The 20,531-nt window shown below is 37.3% G+C and carries 24 protein-coding genes, 1 pseudogene and 1 riboswitch; of the genes and pseudogenes, 2 read left to right on the forward strand and 23 right to left on the reverse strand.

Features of this window, described 5'->3' with window-relative positions:
* Window positions 1–75: 75 nt before the first annotated feature.
* Window positions 76–300 (forward strand): VanZ family protein, encoded by a 225-nt coding sequence (locus tag BR72_RS25575; RefSeq protein WP_231559709.1) that lies wholly within the window; start codon window positions 76–78, stop codon window positions 298–300.
* A gap of 118 nt (window positions 301–418) precedes the next feature.
* Here the strand turns inward: BR72_RS25575 and BR72_RS11360 are convergent, their stop codons facing one another.
* The 14 genes from BR72_RS11360 to BR72_RS11430 all read right to left on the reverse strand — a co-directional run bounded on the left by BR72_RS11360 (window position 419) and on the right by BR72_RS11430 (window position 13,099).
* Window positions 419–1,921 (reverse strand): thiol-activated cytolysin family protein, encoded by a 1,503-nt coding sequence (locus BR72_RS11360; RefSeq protein WP_051957304.1) that lies wholly within the window; start codon window positions 1,919–1,921, stop codon window positions 419–421.
* 299 nt (window positions 1,922–2,220) lie between these two features.
* Window positions 2,221–3,618, reverse strand: a complete 1,398-nt coding sequence (sufB, locus tag BR72_RS11365) for a Fe-S cluster assembly protein SufB (RefSeq protein WP_020063240.1) — start codon at window positions 3,616–3,618, stop codon at window positions 2,221–2,223.
* 49 nt (window positions 3,619–3,667) lie between these two features.
* Complete coding sequence (gene sufU / locus BR72_RS11370; protein ID WP_035433100.1) at window positions 3,668–4,099, reverse strand: Fe-S cluster assembly sulfur transfer protein SufU; 432 nt, start codon at window positions 4,097–4,099, stop codon at window positions 3,668–3,670.
* Window positions 4,089–5,309 (reverse strand): cysteine desulfurase SufS, encoded by a 1,221-nt coding sequence (gene sufS, locus BR72_RS11375; RefSeq protein ID WP_035433102.1) that lies wholly within the window; start codon window positions 5,307–5,309, stop codon window positions 4,089–4,091. Before sufS ends, sufU begins: the two co-directional genes overlap by 11 nt.
* Window positions 5,309–6,601: a Fe-S cluster assembly protein SufD gene (sufD, locus tag BR72_RS11380; RefSeq protein ID WP_035433104.1), complete on the reverse strand. Its 1,293-nt coding sequence runs from the start codon at window positions 6,599–6,601 to the stop codon at window positions 5,309–5,311. Before sufD ends, sufS begins: the two co-directional genes overlap by 1 nt.
* Before the next feature lie 15 nt (window positions 6,602–6,616).
* Complete coding sequence (gene sufC / locus BR72_RS11385) at window positions 6,617–7,402, reverse strand: Fe-S cluster assembly ATPase SufC (protein ID WP_035433106.1); 786 nt, start codon at window positions 7,400–7,402, stop codon at window positions 6,617–6,619.
* A 236-nt stretch (window positions 7,403–7,638) separates the two neighbouring features.
* Window positions 7,639–8,451, reverse strand: coding sequence for a methionine ABC transporter substrate-binding lipoprotein MetQ (metQ, locus tag BR72_RS11390; protein ID WP_035433108.1), 813 nt, complete (start codon window positions 8,449–8,451; stop codon window positions 7,639–7,641).
* Between the two features lie 78 nt (window positions 8,452–8,529).
* Window positions 8,530–9,195: a methionine ABC transporter permease gene (locus tag BR72_RS11395; RefSeq protein WP_035433110.1), complete on the reverse strand. Its 666-nt coding sequence runs from the start codon at window positions 9,193–9,195 to the stop codon at window positions 8,530–8,532.
* Complete coding sequence (locus BR72_RS11400; RefSeq protein ID WP_035433112.1) at window positions 9,188–10,213, reverse strand: methionine ABC transporter ATP-binding protein; 1,026 nt, start codon at window positions 10,211–10,213, stop codon at window positions 9,188–9,190. The genes BR72_RS11395 and BR72_RS11400 overlap by 8 nt, the downstream gene beginning before the upstream one ends.
* Before the next feature lie 264 nt (window positions 10,214–10,477).
* Window positions 10,478–10,585: riboswitch (SAM riboswitch) on the reverse strand.
* Between the two features lie 126 nt (window positions 10,586–10,711).
* The gene (locus BR72_RS11405; RefSeq protein ID WP_035433115.1) at window positions 10,712–11,056 is read right to left on the reverse strand and encodes a hypothetical protein; all 345 of its coding nucleotides are present in this window, start codon (window positions 11,054–11,056) and stop codon (window positions 10,712–10,714) included.
* 154 nt (window positions 11,057–11,210) lie between these two features.
* Window positions 11,211–11,510, reverse strand: a complete 300-nt coding sequence (locus BR72_RS11410) for a thioredoxin family protein (protein WP_035433117.1) — start codon at window positions 11,508–11,510, stop codon at window positions 11,211–11,213.
* A gap of 11 nt (window positions 11,511–11,521) precedes the next feature.
* Window positions 11,522–11,866 carry a toprim domain-containing protein gene (locus BR72_RS11415; protein ID WP_035433119.1) on the reverse strand — a complete coding sequence of 115 codons (345 nt, stop codon included), beginning with the start codon at window positions 11,864–11,866 and terminating at the stop codon, window positions 11,522–11,524.
* A 442-nt stretch (window positions 11,867–12,308) separates the two neighbouring features.
* A complete protein-coding gene (gcvH, locus tag BR72_RS11425; RefSeq protein ID WP_035433123.1) occupies window positions 12,309–12,692 on the reverse strand; it encodes a glycine cleavage system protein GcvH in 384 nt (127 codons plus the stop codon).
* Between the two features lie 41 nt (window positions 12,693–12,733).
* On the reverse strand, window positions 12,734–13,099 hold the full coding sequence (locus BR72_RS11430) for an arsenate reductase family protein (RefSeq protein WP_035433125.1): 366 nt from the start codon (window positions 13,097–13,099) through the stop codon (window positions 12,734–12,736).
* Window positions 13,100–13,756: 657 nt separating this feature from the next.
* Between BR72_RS11430 and BR72_RS11435 the strand changes: the two genes are divergently transcribed.
* Window positions 13,757–14,398, forward strand: coding sequence for a phosphatase PAP2 family protein (locus BR72_RS11435; RefSeq protein ID WP_035433126.1), 642 nt, complete (start codon window positions 13,757–13,759; stop codon window positions 14,396–14,398).
* 98 nt (window positions 14,399–14,496) lie between these two features.
* On the opposite strand, the gene BR72_RS11440 is transcribed toward BR72_RS11435, so the two are convergent.
* The 9 genes and pseudogenes from BR72_RS11440 to BR72_RS27095 all read right to left on the reverse strand — a co-directional run.
* Window positions 14,497–15,510, reverse strand: a complete 1,014-nt coding sequence (locus BR72_RS11440; RefSeq protein WP_035433128.1) for a PTS sugar transporter subunit IIC — start codon at window positions 15,508–15,510, stop codon at window positions 14,497–14,499.
* 20 nt (window positions 15,511–15,530) lie between these two features.
* Window positions 15,531–16,481, reverse strand: coding sequence for an L-lactate dehydrogenase (locus tag BR72_RS11445; protein ID WP_035433130.1), 951 nt, complete (start codon window positions 16,479–16,481; stop codon window positions 15,531–15,533).
* A gap of 320 nt (window positions 16,482–16,801) precedes the next feature.
* Window positions 16,802–17,050, reverse strand: coding sequence for a spore coat protein (locus BR72_RS11450; RefSeq protein WP_035433132.1), 249 nt, complete (start codon window positions 17,048–17,050; stop codon window positions 16,802–16,804).
* 13 nt (window positions 17,051–17,063) lie between these two features.
* Window positions 17,064–17,249, reverse strand: a complete 186-nt coding sequence (locus BR72_RS11455; RefSeq protein ID WP_035433134.1) for a hypothetical protein — start codon at window positions 17,247–17,249, stop codon at window positions 17,064–17,066.
* Between the two features lie 96 nt (window positions 17,250–17,345).
* A complete protein-coding gene (locus BR72_RS11460; protein ID WP_035433135.1) occupies window positions 17,346–17,903 on the reverse strand; it encodes a TetR/AcrR family transcriptional regulator in 558 nt (185 codons plus the stop codon).
* Window positions 17,904–17,906: 3 nt separating this feature from the next.
* Entirely contained in the window at window positions 17,907–18,629 is a 723-nt protein-coding gene (locus BR72_RS11465; protein ID WP_035433136.1) for an MBL fold metallo-hydrolase, read from the reverse strand.
* 142 nt (window positions 18,630–18,771) lie between these two features.
* Entirely contained in the window at window positions 18,772–19,182 is a 411-nt protein-coding gene (locus BR72_RS11470; protein WP_035433137.1) for a cytidine deaminase, read from the reverse strand.
* Window positions 19,183–19,186: 4 nt separating this feature from the next.
* Window positions 19,187–19,876, reverse strand: a complete 690-nt coding sequence (locus BR72_RS25580) for an MFS transporter (RefSeq protein ID WP_231559710.1) — start codon at window positions 19,874–19,876, stop codon at window positions 19,187–19,189.
* Window positions 19,795–20,448, reverse strand: a pseudogene (locus tag BR72_RS27095) (MFS transporter); the annotation flags it as partial. The gene BR72_RS25580 and the pseudogene BR72_RS27095, both read right to left, overlap by 82 nt.
* Window positions 20,449–20,531: the final 83 nt, after the last annotated feature.

Raw genomic sequence — 20,531 nt, forward strand, 5'->3', positions numbered from 1 at the left:
TTTCCATATTATAAAACAAAAATTTAACACACTATCCTTGTTAAAGGAGAAAAATCCGGTGAGATTTCATCGGATTTGTATGTATGCCCGAAAGTAAACAACTGGAAATTAGCTTGTAAGCTTTTTATTAAAATCGTATTCTTTATCGAATTACTGCAATCACTAACTTTTACTGGTATTTTTGATGTGGACGATATTATTCTGAATACTAGCGGCGCATTAATCGGCTACAGCATTTTCATCGGCATGAAAAAATTATGGATTCGCTATAAGCGTACTAATAAAGTCACCTCATTTTGATGATGAGGTGGCTTTTTTGTGTCGAACGTGGTCGAGGAATCTTTTTTCCATGTCGAAGCGCCGATATATTTCTGGTCATGAAAAAAGCGCCCTGTAAACAGGGCGCTTCCACTTCTAATTAATGACTAGTATTAGCAGTTGGATATAATGTTGTTCCTCCAATTGAAACTTTTATTTCATTTGTTAATGGAACATTTTGTTCATTAATAATTGTTCTCCACCATTCCCATGCAAGACCTGTACATTCTTTTGCTAGAACTTTTACATTTTTCGCATTCGGTGGTAGTGGGATTACTGTATTGAAATGAGCAGTTCTGTCTCTGCCGTTTCCTTCCCAAGTTTTATGGGATAGTACTTCTTTACCATTTTCATCATACGAGAATTCATCCCAAGATACATCAAATTGAGCAACATATGCACCAGTATGATCAAGCGTCACTTTCGCACTAGAATATTCTGTAGTTGTAGTCTCAATATAATCTGTATTGTTATGAACAGCAGCAGTTGCATTATCTTTTAAGAAAGAGCTAGTATATGAAATTGGGTATGCTGGATTTTTAGGACTTAATTCTGCATTATCTTTAATTACATTTCGGATTTCATTAAAATCTTTTGTAACAACCTTGTTATGCTCTTTTGCATCTCCGCCTAATACTACAGCAGTAAAGGTACTGTCTTCAAAAATATCTTTGTACTGTCCACTCGCTTCAACGCCTTGACCCTTAATTAAGGCTTTAAAAGCAGCTTGTACATCTTTGCTCTTAGATGATGTTTCTAATTTCACATAAACTGTTCTACCATAAGCTACATTTGACACCATAACAGGCGGAGCCTCATTGCTTACCCCTTTACGATTTAACTCGTCAAACGTAACACTATTATCAAAAAGATCTGATGGATTGTTTGGTAGTTCTGCACTTACGGTATAAAAGATTTGCTTATATGCCGCAACCATCACTTTTTTCTCTCCATCTGCAATCGCCTTAAAGTCAATATTCAGTGAATTGTCAAGATATTTAGCATTAACATTAAGAGCACTTGCGATTTGAGATTTACTATACACCATAGATTCTGTATACTGCATTCTTGCAGGTAACGTATGTGTTTTTGAATACTTTTCATTCCAAGTAGATACTAACTCATCTACTGCTCCAGACACATTACCATATGTTGGATTTTGGACAGTTATTGTATTTTCTTTTTTCATACCAGGTAAGTCTATACTAATATTCAAAGGTTTTCTCTTAGCCACTAATAAATCAGGTTGATTATCTGCAAAAGCTTTATTTGCAAGTTGTACTGCCCCTGGATAAGTACGATTAGCCACAGAATCAATAATTGAAATATCCACTGGTGAAGTTGTAAGTGATTTACGCTCACGTTCAACCACTACAAATTTACCATTTGAATTTTTACCCTCTTTCGGAACAAAACTCTCTACTTTATCACCATTTACTGCTAAAACCTCTTGATTATTATACTTTAGATTTCCTATACCAGTATCAATACCAATAACATTTTTCGTTGCATCAGCTGAATTGCTTTTAGGTGTTTCAGCGAAAGAAATAGATGAATAGTTAAAAGTGCATAAACCAATTGATAAACATGCTAATACTTTCATTCCTTCAGTTTTGTTTAGAATTTTCAAAATAATCCCTCCTTTTTATATTGAAAATCATATCATACTATATTAATATTTGTATATTGATAAATTTTTTTATAGACCGTTTTTCACGCGTCGAATATCGTCGACTAATCTTTATTTCACATCGAAAAATCTTTATTTCATGTCGAAGCGCTGATATATCATAAAAGTCGCTGATAAATGCTGCAGTTGCGCCGATATATCGGAAAAATCGCCGATATATTTATGGCCATGAAAAAAACGCCCTGTAAACAGGGCGCTTCTAATTTTAAATATTAACCGATAGAACCTTCCATCTCAAATTTGATTAGACGGTTCATTTCTACTGCGTATTCCATTGGAAGTTCGCGAGTGAATGGCTCGATGAAGCCCATTACGATCATTTCTGTTGCTTCTTGCTCAGAAATACCGCGGCTCATTAGGTAGAATAATTGTTCTTCTGATACTTTTGATACTTTCGCTTCGTGCTCAAGTGAAACGTGATCGTTTTTGATCTCGTTGTAAGGGATCGTATCAGATGTAGATTGGTTATCCATGATTAATGTGTCACATTCGATGTTAGAACGAGAGTTTGTCGCTTTTGGTCCGAAGTGTACAATACCACGGTATGTTACTTTACCACCATGTTTTGCAATCGATTTAGAAACGATTGTTGAAGATGTATTTGGTGCTAAGTGAATCATTTTCGCACCAGCATCTTGGTGTTGGCCTTTACCAGCAATCGCAATTGATAATGTTAAACCGCGAGCGCCTTCGCCTTTTAAGATAACAGCTGGGTATTTCATCGTTAATTTTGATCCGATGTTACCGTCAATCCATTCCATCGTTGCGTTTGCTTCACAAACCGCACGTTTTGTAACTAGGTTGTATACGTTGTTTGCCCAGTTTTGGATTGTTGTATAACGGCAATATGCATCTTTCTTAATGATGATTTCTACTACCGCACTGTGAAGTGAGTTTGTTGTGTAAACAGGTGCTGTACAACCTTCTACGTAATGTACATGTGCGCCTTCGTCTACGATAATAAGCGTACGTTCAAATTGTCCCATATTTTCAGAGTTAATACGGAAATACGCTTGAAGTGGTGTATCAACTTTCACACCTTTTGGAACGTAGATGAATGATCCACCAGACCAAACTGCAGAGTTTAATGCAGAGAATTTGTTATCTGTTGGCGGAATTACTTTTCCGAAATGCTCACGGAAAATATCTTCGTTCTCTTTTAATGCGCTATCTGTATCTTTAAATACGATTCCTAGTGCTTCTAGGTCTTCTTTCATGTTGTGGTATACAACTTCAGATTCGTACTGTGCAGATACACCCGCTAAATATTTTTGCTCTGCTTCTGGAATACCTAATTTATCAAATGTTGCTTTAATTTCATCAGGTACTTCATCCCAAGACTTCTCAGATTTCTCAGATGGTTTTACGTAGTACGTAATTTCATCAAAGTTTAAATCATTTAAGTCTCCGCCCCATTGTGGCATTGGCATTTCATAGAAGTGATCCAGAGATTTTAAACGGAAGTCTAACATCCACTGTGGTTCTTCTTTCATACGTGAAATCTCTTCTACGATTTCTTTTGTTAAACCGCGCTCAGCACGGAAAATCGAAACGTCTTTATCTTTGAAACCATATTTATAATCGCCGATATCTGGCAGCTGTTTCGCCATGTTCGTATGTCCCTCCTTGGATAACCTCTTCTTTAGGAAGTGATCTGCATTACTTCTCCTCGTTCAAGCCTTTTTCTAACGCTTTCCAAGCTAATGTTGCACACTTAATACGCGCTGGAAATTTGCATACACCTTGTAATGCTTCAATATCTCCTAAATCAATGCTGTCATCATATTCTTTTCCTAGCATCATATCAGAGAAAATTTTCGAAAGCTGAAGCGCTTCTTCAATTTTCTTTCCTTTTACTGCTTGCGTCATCATAGAAGCAGAAGACATAGAGATGGAACAACCTTCTCCTTCAAACTTCGCTTCTTGCACAATCCCATCTTCTACTTTCATCGTAAGTTGAATGCGATCGCCGCAAGTTGGATTGTTTAAGTTAACCGTAACACTATCTTCTAATACGCCATGGTTACGTGGATTTTTATAATGATCCATAATAACTTGGCGATATAACGTATCTAAATTATTAAATGACATTTGTGAAATACTCCTTTGTTTTCGTCAGCGCTTCGACAAATGTATCAATTTCTTCTTTTGTGTTATATAAATAGAAACTTGCACGTGCTGTAGAAGAAGCTTTTAGCCACTTCATCAGCGGTTGTGCACAGTGATGACCGGCACGAACCGCAATTCCTTCTACATCTAATACTGTTGCTACATCATGCGGATGTACTTCATCAATATTGAATGTAATAAGGCCTGCACGTTTCTTTGGACCATAAATTGTAACACCGTCTACTTCTGATAGTCTTTCTAAAGCATACTGCGCTAATTCATGCTCATGCTTTTCAATATGATCAAGACCAATTTCTTCTAAGAAATCAATCGCAGCTCCAAGCCCGATTGCATTCGCAATAATCGGTGTACCTGCTTCAAATTTCCACGGAAGCTCTTTCCACGTAGATTCTTGTAAATCTACGAAATCGATCATCTCACCGCCAAATTCAACCGGCTCCATATTGTTAAGCAATTCCTTCTTACCATATAATACGCCGATACCTGTTGGTCCGCACATTTTATGAGCGGATAAAGTGTAAAAATCACAGTTTAAATCTTGTACATCCACTTTCATATGCGGTGTACTTTGTGCACCATCAACGACCATAATGGCACCGTTTTGATGTGCGATTTCTGCGATTTCTTTTACAGGGTTAATCGTTCCAAGCACATTTGATACGTACATAATAGAAACGATTTTTGTATTTGGCGTAATCGTTTGACGAACATCTTCTAATGAAATTGTTCCGTCTTCTTGAAGCGGAAGATATTTTAACGTTGCACCTGTTTTCTTCGCAACTTGTTGCCAAGGAATGATATTACTATGGTGCTCCATGTAAGAGATGACAATTTCATCGCCTGTCTTTACATTTTCCATACCATAACTTGCCGCAACTGTATTTAACGCCGTTGTTGTACCGCGCGTAAAAATAATTTCTTCCATTGATTTTGCATTAATAAACTTACGAACTTTCTCGCGTGCACCTTCATACGCATCGGTCGCTTTCGTACCGAGCGTATGAACACCGCGATGCACATTCGAATTGTACTCTTTATAATAACGTTCTAACGTTTCAATGACTTGAATCGGTTTTTGAGAAGTTGCCGCACTATCGAAATAAACAAGTTGTTTGCCGTTCACCTTTTGATCAAGAATTGGAAACTGTTTGCGTATTTCATGAATATCCATTAGCGAACTTTCCTTTCGATTACCTCAACAAGCTGTGCCTTTACTCCTTCGATTGGAAGCTCATTTACTACAGGTGCTAAAAATCCATGGATGACTAAACGTTCTGCTTCTTTCTTCGGAATACCACGGCTCATTAAGTAGTATAGTTGTGTAGGATCTACGCGTCCTACAGAAGCTGCGTGACCTGCCATTACATCGTCTTCATCAATTAAAAGGATTGGGTTTGCATCACCGCGCGCTTTCTCATTTAACATAAGAACGCGAGAAGATTGCTGTGCATTTGATTTAGATGCACCGTGCTCAATTTTACCAATTCCGTTAAAGATAGATGTTGCACTATCTTTTTGAACACCATGTTTTAAGATGAAACCTTCAGAATGTTTACCGAAGTGAACAACTTTTGTTGTAAAGTTTTGCGTTTGAGACCCACGACCAATTGTTACTGTTTTTGTATCAGCAAATGAACCGTCGCCCATTAAGTTCGTTACGTTCTCAGAAATTGTATTTCCATCGTTCATAAGACCTAATGCCCACTCAAGACGTCCGTCTCGTCCTACTACGCCGCGGCGGTTTACGTAAGATGTCACGTCTTTCGCTAATAAGTCAACCGCACCAAATTTCACTTGTGCGCCTTGCTCTACAATAACTTCTGCCACGATATTTGCAATACCTGTAACAGTTTCATTTGCCACGTAGTTTTCTACATATGTTGCAGAACTATTTGCATCTGCAACAAATAATACGTGGTTATAAACGTTTGCTTCTTCGCCGTCTACTAAGAATACAGCTTGAAGTGGTGTTTCAAGAACAACGTTTTTCGGAACGTATACGAACGCACCGCCGTTGATTAGTGCAGCATGAAGAGCTGTTAAACGGTGCTCGTCAACTTTCACGCCATCTTTCATTAAATACTTTTGCACTAGTTCAGCATGCTCAGTTGCAGCTGTTACGATATCTGTAAAAATAACGCCTTTTGTTTTTGCTTCTTCTGCTAAAGAAACGAATGCAGTTGTACCACTACGCTGTACAAGTACGTTATTATTTTCATCAATTATATTTTTCACTGCTTCTGGAAGTTCTTCAAAAGAACCTACAGGCTCTTGCTTTACAGTTTTACCTTTGCCGATAAAATCCCATTTATCAATTTTCGTTTTATCTGGTGTTGGCATTGGAAGTTCAGTTGCCTTTGCAAGAGCTTGTAAGCGGAACTCAGTCAACCAAGCAGCTTCATTCGCTTCGCTTGCAAGTTGACGGATAGAATCTTGATCGAAAGGTAATGTACCAATTGTCATGTTTATGCTCCTCTCTTACGCTTCTTGCTCTTCTGTTTCGTCTTCAATACCTAGTTCTTTCTTAATCCAGTCATAACCTTCAGCTTCTAAACGTTGTGCAAGCTCAGGGCCGCCAGATTTCACAACACGACCATTCATCATAACGTGTACATGATCTGGAGTGATGTAATTTAATAAACGTTGGTAGTGCGTGATCATTAAGCAACCGAAATCTTCGCCGCGCATTTCGTTAATACCTTTAGATACAACTTTTAATGCATCGATATCAAGACCAGAGTCAATTTCGTCTAAGATTGCGATTTTTGGCTGAATCATCATTAATTGAAGAATTTCGTTACGTTTTTTCTCACCGCCAGAGAAACCTTCATTTAAATAACGTTGTGCCATTGATGGATCCATTTCTAGGAATTCCATGTTTTTATCTAATGTACGGATAAATTTCATAAGAGAAATTTCATCGCCTTCTTCGCGTCGTGCATTAATTGCAGAACGTAAGAAGTCGGCATTTGTTACTCCGCTAATTTCACTTGGATATTGCATTGCTAGGAATAAACCAGCTTGTGCGCGCTCATCTACTTCCATTTCTAATACATCTTCACCGTCGATGATGATGCTGCCTTGTGTTACTTCATATTTTGGGTGACCCATGATTGCAGAAGATAAAGTTGATTTACCTGTTCCGTTAGGTCCCATAATTGCATGGATTTCTCCACCTTTTACTTCAAGGTTTACACCTTTTAAAATCTCTTTTCCATCAATTGATACATGTAAATCTTTAATCGTTAATGTAGAACCAGCCATCTCAATACCTCCAATAATTCTATATATACATTTTAAAAATTCCTAAAACGTTCACATTCTCATTTTATTCTCATTCTAATTTTATATCAAATAAAATGATACTGCAAACGTTGAAAAAATGTAACAATTTTTCTACAAATCCGAACAGGAATATTCTGCACATTATATTATGATACACCTTTCTTCCTAATTATATAAAGAAAAAAGGGCCAAGAAATTCCAGCCCTTTTTTCACCTTATTCACTTAAAGGAAGCACAGCTCCTTTGTATTCTTTCTTAATGAAATCTTGAATTTCTTTTGAATGTAACACTTCTATAAGTGCTTTAATTTCTTTTTTATCTTTGTCACCTTTACGAACAACAACTACGTTGGCGTATGGAGAATCATTGCCTTCAATCGCAATCGCATCTTTTTCTGGGTTTAATTTCGCATCAATTGCATAGTTTGAGTTAATTAAAACCGCATCGCCTTCTTTATTGTTATACACTTGTGGTAACAAGCCCGGCTCAATGTCTGTTTTGAACTTCAAGTTTTTCGGGTTTTCTGCAATATCTTTTGTCGTTGCTTTAACAGGGTCTACACCATCTTTAATTTTTATAATGCCTTCTTTTTGTAGAATTGCTAACCCACGTCCATGATCAGTAACAGAGTTACTCATAATAATTGTTGCCCCATTTGGAAGATCTTTTAAGCTTTTATATTTTTGAGAATACACACCAATTGGTTCTAAATGAATTTTCCCTGCTATTTCAAAATTATAGCCTTTATCTTGAATTTCTTTCTCTAAATACGGAATGTGTTGGAAATAGTTCGCATCAATATCTTTATCAGCTAACGCTTTGTTTGGTAATACATAATCTTGGAATGGTTTAATATCCAATTTAATTCCTTTTTTCTCTAATAGTGGTTTCGCTTTTTCTAAAATAACTGCATGCGGTACGTTAGAAGCACCAATCACAAGTTTCTTTTCATCTTTTCCGCCGCTACCACAAGCAGCTAATGCAAATACAAATACAGCAATAAGTGCTGAAAATAATACCTTTTTCATATAATGACACCCTTCCTTTTCCCAATATTCAAAATAGTAAATCTATAGAAAGTCTTTGGCTGAGACGAAAACTCCTTTTTATCTTTTATCAAGTCGCTTCGTAAAGAAGTCCCCAAACACTTGAATAATAAATACGATCACAAGCACAAGAATTGTTGCCATGAGAGTTACATCGCTATTGCCCCGCTGGAATCCATCTAAATAAGCAAGTGTACCAAGGCCGCCGGCACCAACTGCTCCAGCCATCGCTGTATAACCGACAAGGGCAATTGCCGTTACAGTAATACCTGACACAAGTGCTGGCAAAGATTCTGGTATTAATACTTTAAAAATAATTGTACTCGTCTTTGCTCCCATCGCTTTCGATGCTTCAATGACACCTTTATCAATTTCACGAAGCGCAATTTCAACCAATCTCGCATAAAACGGCGCTGCTCCAATAATTAATGCTGGCAATGCAGCACTTGCTCCAAGAATGGTACCTACAAAAAACTTCGTAAATGGAAGGAGTAAAATAATTAAAATAATGAACGGGATGGAACGAAAAATATTTACAAATGCTCCAATTACAACATTGACTGGTTTGTTCTCCCATAAATTATCTTTACTTGTAAGAAACAGTACTAATCCAAGAATAAGCCCCAATACAAACGTTGCAAGTGTGGCAACTGCCGCCATGTATAGTGTATCCTGAGTAGCCACTAGCATTTTATCCCAATCAACATTTTGAAATAGATTATCCATGTGCAATCACCTCCAGCTCGACTTGTTCCTGTTGAATCGTTGCAATTGCTTTTGCAATCACATCTTCTTTGCCATTTAAATGAACGATTAAGCTTCCATACGCTCCGCTTGTCGTTTGGGCAATATTCCCTTGTAGAATGCTCACTTCCACTCCATCTTGCTTCATTAACTCCTGTAAAACTGGTCTTTCTACTGCTTCACCAACAAACTGTAATTTCACTACTTTTCCTTCTGGGTATTTCTCTGCTAAATGTTCAATTGCCTCATCTGCATCTTCAAAATCTGTTATTTGTTTAATGAAGCGCTTTGTAATTTCTTGCTGCGGATTACGAAATACCTCTAACACGCTGCCACTTTCAACAATCTTCCCTTTTTCCATAACAGCAACGCGGTTACAAATTTTTTGAATGACATGCATTTCATGCGTAATAAGTACAATCGTTAACCCAAGACGCTTATTAATATCGAGAAGCAAATCTAAAATTTGATCTGTCGTTTCCGGATCTAATGCTGACGTTGCTTCATCACACAATAATACTTTCGGATTATTCGCTAATGCTCTTGCAATACCAACGCGCTGCTTTTGTCCGCCACTTAGCTGAGATGGATATGCATCTCCTCGTCCCTCTAAACCAACAAGACGAATTAATTCATCTACGCGCTGATTTCGTTTCTCTTTTGCCACCCCAGCAATCTCAAGCGGGAAAGCAATATTTTCACGAACAGTTCGTGACCACAGTAAGTTGAAATGCTGAAAAATCATCCCGATTTCTTGACGTGCTTCTCGAAGTTCCTTACCTGTAATTGCCGAAATCACACGTGCTCCAACCGTAATCTTTCCAGACGTTGGTTTCTCCAATTGATTAAACAAACGAATTAGCGAACTCTTTCCAGCGCCACTATAGCCAATCACCCCGAAAATCTCGCCCTTTTCTATTTGTAAATTCGCATCATCCACAGCGGTAACATCACCGTGTTTAGAACGATATATCTTCCTTACATTTTCTAATATAATCATCGATGTCACCCCTTTTTTAAATTAAAAAGCGTAAGCGGCTCGTTCAGAATCGCAGGACGTTGGAGCTCTCGACCGAGAGAGCGAAACGACCGGAGATTCTAGCCGCTGAAGCTGGATTACATAAAAAGCGTAAGCGGCTTCCCGCTATCACTCTATAAAAGTTTTGTCGTTCAAGTGTCCTCCTACACCGAAACAACAAAAAAAACCTTTCTGCTTGAAAATGAGCAGAAAGGTTTTTTATACACAAATTACCATTATCCTTTCCTCTCATCTCTCAAAGCATTCGCTTTGCAGGAATTGGCACCATTTCAACATAAGTTGACGGTTGCCGGGTTTCACAGGGCACAGTCCCTCCACCTCTCTTGATAAGAGAAAATCAGATATAAATTTCGTCTGATTTTATCGTTATTAAGTTTTCGTTATTTTATGTTTTGAATTGTATCAACGCATGAAATAGATGTCAACAGAAATTTTCGCAAAGAATAAACTTTCTGAAATTTAAGCACCCATTTGTAGCGGTTTACAAATATGAAATACAGATTCTAATAATAGCATCGTTCGATATGTCCCTTTATATGTAATTGCATTTCTGCGCAAGAGTGACTGCAAGCGTACTTGCCCTGTAATCAACAACCGCAAATCTGTTTCTTGAAAACAAACAAGTTCTTCAGTTCCCACCGCACCATTTATAAGTTCAATTTTCTCTCTTGAAATATTCAATGAATAACATTCATCTTGGAAAGTAAAACAAACAACCTTTTCAAATTGTGGTAATAGTGGTTCTAAGTGATATTGCGTATTGGCATATGTTACAAATGATTGAAGCAGTGAATACAATGTCATCTTTATCACACTCCCCATATCACGTTTTACATATTACCATTCCATCTTTATTACGCACTCTCCTGTATCATTCTCTCGACAAATGCTGTATAAAAAACCATTTATCTCTCACTATTTCCCAAGAAATATGTCGAGGCGGCAATTTTTTTGCCGCCTATTGTAATTCCATATATAAATATTCCACAGATTGAAATGCATATATTTTCTTTACAAGTTTATTCTTCTCAAATATAAGTAAACACGGAACACTTTCAATTTGATACTCCCGCGCAAAATGCGGTGCATAATTTACATTCAGCATTCCAATTTCTAAATGAGGCAACGCTACTTCAACAACCGTTAGCATTTTTTTCGCAAGCTGGCACGTACCACACATTGGTGTATATACATATAACACCGTTTTTTCTTGGTCTCTAACTGCAACTTCTGCTTCATGTCCTGTCCAATCTATCATCGTACCATTCCTTACCGTAAAAATTCTGTATAGACGTCAATATCGGCTCCCCATAAAACGTTCGCTAAATGAGATGGTGGTGCAGTCGCAACCTCTCGATATGAGCGATCAATGTAAATATGTTCAGCATGTGGAAATTCTCGCCGAAACTGTTTGCGCAATTTCTCTCCAGCATCATCCGCGTCCACAAGAACATATACTTCTTTATCATACAACTGGTCAATGAGCTCATCCATTTTTGACAAACCAATTGTACCATTTGTACAAACAATTTCCACCGGTTCTCTAATAATTGTTTCAATCTTTCGCTTATCTGACTTACCTTCAACAATAATTACTTTTTCTACATAGACCACTTGGCATCACCCGATCACCGTATACTATGATATAACATTAGCTTTAGTATATAGTATATTCGATATTTCAATGTTGTTTCCTGTTTATTTTTGTAAAGAAAAGCGGAGCTGGACAATAAGAAAAGCATAAGTGGCTCGTTCCGAAACATATTTAAGAAAAGCTCCATTCCTATCATTTCTAAGTAGAAAAAAACTATGTTCTATATACATCCATTTTGATTTTCCAACAGCTAAGTCGCTATTATGTAGAACAAAGATGACCTGCACTCAATTTCTCCCTTAGGTTTAATCCTTGCATGTGGCAGGAAAAGCTCCTAACCGCTCCTATGCATGACCAGATGCTCTCGCCCACCTAAAAAGACAGGTTTTTTTGCTTATTTTTCAATCACTTTTAAAAAACAGCACAAATAAAAAAGGACAGCTCACAGCTGTCCTTTTCAGATTAGTCTTGATTAATCATTTCTTCGTATTGTTCTGCAGTTAATAATTTCTCTACTTGACCTGCATCTTCAAGCTCAACTTTAACCATCCATGCACCTTCGTATGGAGATTCGTTAACAAGCTCTGGCTTGTCATTTAAGTCTTCGTTTATTGCTACAACTTTACCTGCTACAGGTGCGTATAATTCAGAAACTGTTTTAACAGACTCTACGCTACCGAATGGCTCGTCAGCTGCAATTGTTGCACCAACTTCAGGAAGTTCTACGAATACGATATCTCCTAATTCGTGTTGTGCGAAATCTGTAATACCGATAGTAACTTGATTGCCTTCAACTTGTACCCACTCGTGCTCTTCAGAGTAACGTAATTGTTTTGGAATGCTCATGTCTGTACCTCCAATGAATGTATTAATTATGTAAAAGCACCTTATTGGTACCTTTTCCACACGCTTTCAAATTGCTCTTCATTAAAGCCAACCGTTACATCATTACCGCCTGTTACAATTGGTCGTTTAATTAACATGCCGTCAGAAGCAAGCATGTCTAACATTTCCTCTTCACTTGCATCTTTTAGCTTGTCCTTTAACCCAAGCTCGCGATATCGCATCCCACTTGTGTTAAAGAATTTTTTTAATGGCAATTCACTATTTTCATATATACTGCGAAGTTCCTCCTTAGATGGTGGATTTTCGACAATATGAACCATTTCATGTGCTACATCATTTGCGTCTAACCATTTTTTTGCCTTTTGGCATGTTCCACATTTTGGATATGAATAAAATGTTACTGACATACATTCACCTACTTTTCACTAACCTTTACCCTTATCATATAAAAAATATTTTTTTATTTCAAACTTTTACTTATTTCGCTAAAAAATTATTTTATCCTTCAAAATTTTTATTTTTTTATAAATCCTTAAAAACATGTTACTACCGCGAAAAAATTAACCTAATGTATCACTTGAAACTTTATATTCATTCTTCTGCTTTATACGTTATAGCACATAAAGAAAAGGTATGTAAACGGTGAAATTCCTATTTCTAATCTTTTAAACAAACGTTTGTTTAATGTAGCCAAACAGAACATACATATTAAACAAACGTTTGATTAATGCAGCCAAACAGAACATACATGTTAAACAAACGTTTGTTTAAAAATCGCTTCACCCATATCGATACCTGCAAATATGATAAATATAAATCGCAGTTATGCAGAACACAACATAGCTTGCACGTGGCAAAAAAAGGCCCTGACCGCTACTACACATGGCCAGATGCCCTCGCCATTCTAAACAGAAAAGGGTTTTTAATCAATCTTTCAATTTGTACAGTGACAAAATTGTAAGCTTATTTGCAAAAAATGTTAGAAAAATCAATGGTTCATTTACATGTTTTATATTATAATTTTTCAAGTTCCAAGTTATTACATTACAAATAGGAGAATTACTATGAAAAACAATAAGTTTTCAGCCTTTATTCCATTATTTTATCTACTCCTACTCATACCTGTAAGTGCTCTTTATGACGTGCTAAATCAATCCACTGTAGGTGCTGTAAATGTAACAACAAAAATAGATGAATGGATTCCATTTACAAAAGAATTTATCGTTCCCTATTTACTTTGGTTTCCATATTTATATGGGGCTCTTATTTATTACTGCTTTGCAGATCGAAAGCTCTATTACGTTACATTAAGTAGTGTACTATTTGGAAAACTCACTTCCTTTAGCGTCTATTATATGTGGCAAACAACCGTAACACGCCCTGAAGTCATCGGCAATGATGTATTTGCGAATTTAGTGCGCTATATTTATAGTATCGATCAACCGGTGAATTGTTTTCCTAGCATTCACGTACTCACAACATTTGTCATTATGATTACAGCCTACAAGCGAAAGGAACAAAATAAATGGGTGTACGCCCTGTTAACATTTGTTGGTGTGCTCATTATTTTATCTACCTTATTTACAAAACAACACGCCTTTGTAGATGCTGTAGCAGGTGCTGTACTAGGGAGCTTCCTCTATGCTGCTATGCACTATGTATTTGAATCACGTGAACAAAAGATTACGGTGCAAGCCGAGGCATAATCTATAACTAAAAAAGCAGACTGTGGCTTCTTCAGTCTGCTTTTCTCTATATAAGAGGAGATTTTCAAATTGGCATATTTGTAACACTCTTACTAGTTTTAAGATTGTGGTACAGTCATATCGCCAGGTTTAATGCGACCTGCTTTTTTCAAGATAATATACAGTACATAAGAAACAGCTACTGGAATTACGATATAAGTAATCACGATCGCTGGAACAACGCTTAATCCTTTGCTTGAAATTAAGTTAATTGGTGCGATTAAAGAACTAAGTCCAAGGCCTGCAATTTCTTTTCCTGCTGTAATTTGGAAGACAAGTGCTGATACAGGACCGACAATCGCACTCGCAACAACAGTTGGTACAAGAATCATTGGATTTTTAGTAATGTTCGGAAGTTGTACTTTCGGTGTACAAAGAGCTTGTGCTAAAATACCGCCTAAATTATTTTCCTTAGCAGAAATAACAGCGAATCCGATAAATTGAGCGACGCATCCTGCAAGTGCCGCACCGCCCGCTACGCCGTCTAAGCTAAGTGCAATTGCTAAAGCTGCTGATGAAGCTGGTGAAATTAATAACAATCCCCAAACAACTGCAAGTACAATAGACGCGATAAACGGACTACCAGCTGAACTATCCTTAATAAATGCGCCAACTGTATTTAAGACCGGAGTAATATTTTGAGATAACCAAATACCGACTAAACCTGAACCTAATATTGCCGCAAATGGAACGAGCATCATATCTAATGCTGTTTTTCCACTCAAACGTTTACCGATATAAACCGCTAATGTCGCTGTTATTAACGCACCGATTGGTTCACCAGTTTTAATCATTAAACCAGCTGCAGTAATCGAAATCGCTCCAGCCCCAATCGCTCCTGCAACCATCGCGGAGAAAATGACAAGTCCATTTGCTCCGAGCATAAAAGCAATTCCTGCTCCAATTGCTGGCGCCATAAGTGATTTTGCAACAACTCCGATTGTAATTAACATCGGAATATCAACAATTCTTCCTATATTCTCAATAAGTAGACCAATTCCAAGAGTTACGAAAATACCTTGTGCAATTCCTGCAGATCCTTTAAATATGCGAGGCATGATGTATTCCTTCATCTGTTTCACCTTCTTCTAGTTTAGTAACCAATTACTTTCATATAGTCACGTAAAATATCATTTGATGCTGCGAATTTTCTTTCTTCATCTTCTGTTAAATTCAACTCAACAATCTCTTTCACACCATCTCTTGTTATGATGGCTGGAACACCTGTACAAATTTCATATTCACCATATTCACCATCTAGGATTGTTGATACCGCAATAACACGATAATCATCATTAAAAATGGAACGTGCAATATAAGCTAAGGAGTTCCCAATACCGTAGTATGTTGTTCCTTTTCGTTTATAAATTTCCCAACCTGCTTTTGATGTTTGTTCAACAATCGAATCTAAATCAATATCCGCAAAGCGTTCTTTTTGCTCTTTTAAAATTTGTAGCATCGGTTTTCCACCAACTGTTACGTGAGACCAAGCAACCATTTGTGAATCGCCATGTTCTCCTAATGAGTAACCATGAATGCTACGAGGATCCACATCAAATATTTCAGACAAAATTGTTTTTAAGCGAGAAGAATCTAAAGATGTCCCAGTACCAATCACACGGTTTCTCGGAAGACCTGATAACTTCCAAACTTGGTAAGTAATAATATCAACTGGATTAGAAGCAATTAAGAAAATACCTTGAAAGCCGCTTTCCATAACTCCTGATACGACACTTTCCATAATTTTTGCACTTGCTCCTAAAGTATCAAGACGACTTTGTCCTGGCTTTGGAGCAGCTCCTGCTGTAATAATGACAATGTCCATATCTTTGCAGTCTTCATAATCGCCTGCATATACTTTTGTTCTTGTATTTGTAAAATTAATGCAGTGAGACAAATCCATCGCTTCGCCAACTGCTCGTTCATGATTAATATCAATTAACGCTAACTCTTCACAGATTCCTTGATTCACAATAGAGTACGCACAGCTAGATCCAACTAATCCTGTACCTATAATTGCAATTTTTCTTGTACTTCTATTCATAACCATCTCTCCTGTTTCTATGTAATCTTCTTTGTTTTATGTATCTTACACTTTTTATTATAAAAGTTTTCACCGTAAAAACCATGTACAACTTGTGAACTATTTCACAATATTATGGACATTTTATGTCCCTTTTCACATAATTTCGACAAAGCCCCGATACCTTCACAAAAAAACGAGTAACGTCTCAATTACGTTACCCGTTTTGAAATATGTCTGTTCTTATCCCGCTAGACCCTCACCTCAAGATTGAGAGAGAAACAAAGAAGATAGGCGGGCTTTCCAGCAGTGAGAAAAGCGTCACTAATGGAAGTTTCACTTTATTGCGCGCTTAATTGATTCTTTAACTGCTGAACAACCATTGGATTAGCTGGCGCTGCTGGCTGATAATAGCCCTTTTGCATCGCATACTCATATAGATTGCGCTGCCTTACTTCATCTTGATTACGAATTTGAATTAACGTTTGATGTAATTGTTCATTATTCGCTTGCGCAATATAATTTGCATAACCCGTTAAACTTGCATTTAACCCAGCTAAATAATCATTTACCATATCTTTTTCATTCATGTTCTCTACACCCCTATCCTAAAAAAGACATTAATTGTTGTTTCGTATTTTGGGCATCTTGCACATCTTTTTGCAGAATCTGCCTAAGCTGCGGATCCGTACATGTCTGTGCATACTCTTGTAATTTGTTAATAACTGTTGCATGCCCGCCAATCAGATGACGTAAATTCTCTACTTCAAGTTCAGTTAAATTTTGCATTGTAACAGCCTTCCTTTCTTTGTTCATTCACGATTTAGTATTTATTTTTTTGGGAATTTGTATGCACGAAAAAACCTTAGAATCGCTTCTAAGGTTTTATTCTTTCATCACATGCAGTCCTTTAATAAATGTTTCCAATAATAAATGTAAGCTCACATCTAAATCCAGCGGCAACCCGAATCCACCTTGCTGTTCAATCGAAGCAAAACCATGACAAATACTTCTTATTCCGCGCGTCGCATGCAATGCTTTCTCTCCTTCTAATCCGTATTGCTGTAAAATTTGAAGGCAAAGCTCTACAATTCCGTCCCCCGTTTGCTGCACTTCTTCATCTCGTAAAAAAGTTGCTTCATACAATCCAGGATGTTTTCGGACAAACGATACGTACGCTTCTCCTAATGCGTAAATTGCCTCGTCCATACTTTTATCCTCTACCGCCTCTTTCAGCGCCCCGTGTAGCTGCTCTATTCCGTAAATACCAAGATTTTTCCGTACATCTTGTAACCCTTTCACATGATTATATAGAGAGGGGGAACGTATTCCGAGCCTTTGCGATAATGACGCTAATGTTACCTCTTGTATGCCATTTGTATCTGCGATTTCTGCCGCTGTATCTACAATTTTCTGTAATGTAAGTCCGATTCTCGGTGACATAAATTAACCCTCCTTCATACTTTCTACATTTCGCTTTGCTTCCTTAATAGCAAGCTCTATTGCAGCGCCTGGATCCTTTATCATTTTTCCATGCCCTGTTGCAAGTAAGGAAGGTTCATAGGATCTTAGCTTCTCTGCGCTCTGCAATGCTACTTCTTTACTCCACGTTGCCATCGCAGGAAACGGAAACCAAAATTTCATTTGTCCCGAAACAGCCATGCCCCCTCTTGTTTGAAAGGCATCCCCCACAATAAGAGCGTTATTTCGCGTATCAAGAAACGACATGGATCCTGGTGTATGTCCCGGCGTCATAATCGCAAGAAGCGATCCAATTCGGTCCCCATCCGCTAATAAAACATCTGGCCCTGTCTTCACTTGTTTCGGGACACCGCCTTTTATTGGCGTATTCGGTTCATCTCTTTGTAATGTCGTATCTCCTTCTAACAGCCTAGCATCCCGCTTAGAAATATAAACAGGAACATTAGGCAGTACTTCCTTCAATGCGTCTAGTGCACCGATGTGATCATCATGTGCATGCGTTAATACAATTTTCGTAATCGGCTTTCCTATTTTCTGAGCCGCTTGTAAAATACCTTTTGCGCTATATGGAAGTGCCGCATCAATTAAAGTTAACCCCTCTTCTTCCTCCACAAAGTAACAATTCACAGGAAACACTCTTGGTAAAAATGACAATTGATATACTGTTTTTTCGTGCATCATTCTCATATTTCCAGCTCCCTTTCCGAAAACTAATGGTATTAGTTTTATTATACTAATGCCATTAGTTTTTGTCACTAGAAATTCCATTTTTGGGCAAAAAAAGAAGAAGTAGTCGTTTTATATGACTACTTCCTTTCCCCTAATTAAATTACTCTTTGCAATCTTTGTATGCCTCATACCAATGATACGGCTGTATTTCTTGTAACGTCTTGAAAATAAGTTTTCCCTCTCGAGAATAAATTGCCGCTTTCACATCCGAGCCCCAATAAAATAAACGCTCTTGGCAAACGCCGCATGGGGTCAATACTTTAAATTCATCATGTTCGTCATCTCTTGTCACACAAATACTATGTGTGATCCTCTTATTTAACTTATGCGCCTCACATATCGCCCCAGTTTCCATACATAATTCAGTTGAATCATTAATAACTTCAGGAGCAACACTAATCAATATATCGCCATCTTCCGTACACATTGCTGCCGCCCCTCCCCAACCTATAGGATAGCGTTTCTTCACAAATTGAATGGCTGCTTCATATAATTCTTGTTCAATTGACATGACATCAATACCTTTCTACATTATCTCTTTCTCTAAAGGCCGCTTCCTCTATCTTATAAGACAAAAATGGGCTTTGTGTAAAATACATTCCCGCTAATAATAGAGTAATTGCCCCTATACTATACAATTGAGATGTTGGTACATAATCAGCTAATACGCCGCCAAGTAAGTATCCTAAAGGAGCCAGCGCACCTTGAATCGCATACACAACTGTTAATGCTCTCCCTAAATACTCCCCATCAATACTTGTTTGCAGTATCGTTTGAAATTGCACACCCATTACACCAATCATCATCCACGACATAGCAAGTAGAACAAGTGCCGAAAGTAAAGAGCTTGATAAAAACAAATACGATAAAAACCAAGCACTTCCACCGATAAAATTAACTGTAACAAAAACACTTTTCAAACGATAACGGAATAGCTTTCCAGACAACATACTCCCCAATAAAGTTCCAATCGATATAGCTGTCATCCACATTCCATATTCTTTCTCTGTATGTGCCAATATTGGCATAAGCCCGAGCGGAATGCACATGAGCATATTAATAATCGTAAAAACACAAATAAATGTACGCAGTTCTCCGAGTTTCCAAAAATAACGAAGGCCTTCCAAAAATTCTTTTTTATACGCAACTTTCTGATTCGATTCGTTTCGTTTTGTTTCAGTCGTGGCAATTTCAATAGTATCCATAGAACAAAAAAGAGAATCACATACGTAATAGAGTTAAAGAAATACACCATGCCGATTCCAATTGTAGCTATAATCAGACCGGAAACTGCATTACAAATAATATCTAAACTGTTGTAGGTAAAGGCAAAAACAGAATTCACTTTACCTAACTGCTCTTTTTCTACTAAAGATGGAATCAACGCGCTTTCAGTTGGATAACCAAGATCTGCTGCTAGCGTTGCGATAAATATAAGCCAAAGTAATACTGGCGGATGTAATTGATTGACGTAGTATAAAAGTACTATTAACGTCAAAATAACAGCTTGTATTCCCATCGCTATTAACAACAACGTCTTTTTCGAATATTTATCAATAATTGGTCCGTAAAAAATTTGCAATGCAACAGGTAACAGCGTCACAAAGCTAGCAATCCCAATCCACGTATTAGAACTCATCGTTTCTTTTACAAACCATATCGTTGCCATGTAATAAAGACTATCCGAGAAATTAGCAACAATTCGTACAAAAAGTAACGTAAGTATATTTTTGTTCATCATATCCAATTTCGCTCCTTTACATTGTTTAATATACATAACCAATGTAAAGGCGGCGGCCGAATGAGACGTTATATATCCGTAATATAGTGGTACATATCTTCAACCTTTCTTTTCCATTT

The organism is Bacillus sp. UNC322MFChir4.1 (genome assembly GCF_000746135.1).
Lineage (GTDB): Bacteria > Bacillota > Bacilli > Bacillales > Bacillaceae_G > Bacillus_A.

Excerpts from the sequence above, each read along its gene's own strand:
- BR72_RS11360 (WP_051957304.1), bottom strand. The coding sequence starts at position 1,921 with ATGAAAGTATTAGCATGTTTATCAATTGGTTTATGCACTTTTAACTAT.
- sufB (WP_020063240.1), bottom strand. The coding sequence starts at position 3,618 with ATGGCGAAACAGCTGCCAGATATCGGCGATTATAAATATGGTTTCAAA.
- sufU (WP_035433100.1), bottom strand. The coding sequence starts at position 4,099 with ATGTCATTTAATAATTTAGATACGTTATATCGCCAAGTTATTATGGAT.
- sufS (WP_035433102.1), bottom strand. The coding sequence starts at position 5,309 with ATGGATATTCATGAAATACGCAAACAGTTTCCAATTCTTGATCAAAAG.
- sufD (WP_035433104.1), bottom strand. The coding sequence starts at position 6,601 with ATGACAATTGGTACATTACCTTTCGATCAAGATTCTATCCGTCAACTT.
- sufC (WP_035433106.1), bottom strand. The coding sequence starts at position 7,402 with ATGGCTGGTTCTACATTAACGATTAAAGATTTACATGTATCAATTGAT.
- metQ (WP_035433108.1), bottom strand. The coding sequence starts at position 8,451 with ATGAAAAAGGTATTATTTTCAGCACTTATTGCTGTATTTGTATTTGCA.
- BR72_RS11395 (WP_035433110.1), bottom strand. The coding sequence starts at position 9,195 with ATGGATAATCTATTTCAAAATGTTGATTGGGATAAAATGCTAGTGGCT.
- BR72_RS11400 (WP_035433112.1), bottom strand. The coding sequence starts at position 10,213 with ATGATTATATTAGAAAATGTAAGGAAGATATATCGTTCTAAACACGGT.
- BR72_RS11405 (WP_035433115.1), bottom strand. The coding sequence starts at position 11,056 with ATGACATTGTATTCACTGCTTCAATCATTTGTAACATATGCCAATACG.
- BR72_RS11410 (WP_035433117.1), bottom strand. The coding sequence starts at position 11,510 with ATGATAGATTGGACAGGACATGAAGCAGAAGTTGCAGTTAGAGACCAA.
- gcvH (WP_035433123.1), bottom strand. The coding sequence starts at position 12,692 with ATGAGCATTCCAAAACAATTACGTTACTCTGAAGAGCACGAGTGGGTA.
- BR72_RS11430 (WP_035433125.1), bottom strand. The coding sequence starts at position 13,099 with ATGTCAGTAACATTTTATTCATATCCAAAATGTGGAACATGCCAAAAG.
- BR72_RS11435 (WP_035433126.1), top strand. The coding sequence starts at position 13,757 with ATGAAAAACAATAAGTTTTCAGCCTTTATTCCATTATTTTATCTACTC.
- BR72_RS11440 (WP_035433128.1), bottom strand. The coding sequence starts at position 15,510 with ATGAAGGAATACATCATGCCTCGCATATTTAAAGGATCTGCAGGAATT.
- BR72_RS11445 (WP_035433130.1), bottom strand. The coding sequence starts at position 16,481 with ATGAATAGAAGTACAAGAAAAATTGCAATTATAGGTACAGGATTAGTT.
- BR72_RS11450 (WP_035433132.1), bottom strand. The coding sequence starts at position 17,050 with ATGAATGAAAAAGATATGGTAAATGATTATTTAGCTGGGTTAAATGCA.
- BR72_RS11455 (WP_035433134.1), bottom strand. The coding sequence starts at position 17,249 with ATGCAAAATTTAACTGAACTTGAAGTAGAGAATTTACGTCATCTGATT.
- BR72_RS11460 (WP_035433135.1), bottom strand. The coding sequence starts at position 17,903 with ATGTCACCGAGAATCGGACTTACATTACAGAAAATTGTAGATACAGCG.
- BR72_RS11465 (WP_035433136.1), bottom strand. The coding sequence starts at position 18,629 with ATGAGAATGATGCACGAAAAAACAGTATATCAATTGTCATTTTTACCA.
- BR72_RS11470 (WP_035433137.1), bottom strand. The coding sequence starts at position 19,182 with ATGTCAATTGAACAAGAATTATATGAAGCAGCCATTCAATTTGTGAAG.
- BR72_RS25580 (WP_231559710.1), bottom strand. The coding sequence starts at position 19,876 with ATGGATACTATTGAAATTGCCACGACTGAAACAAAACGAAACGAATCG.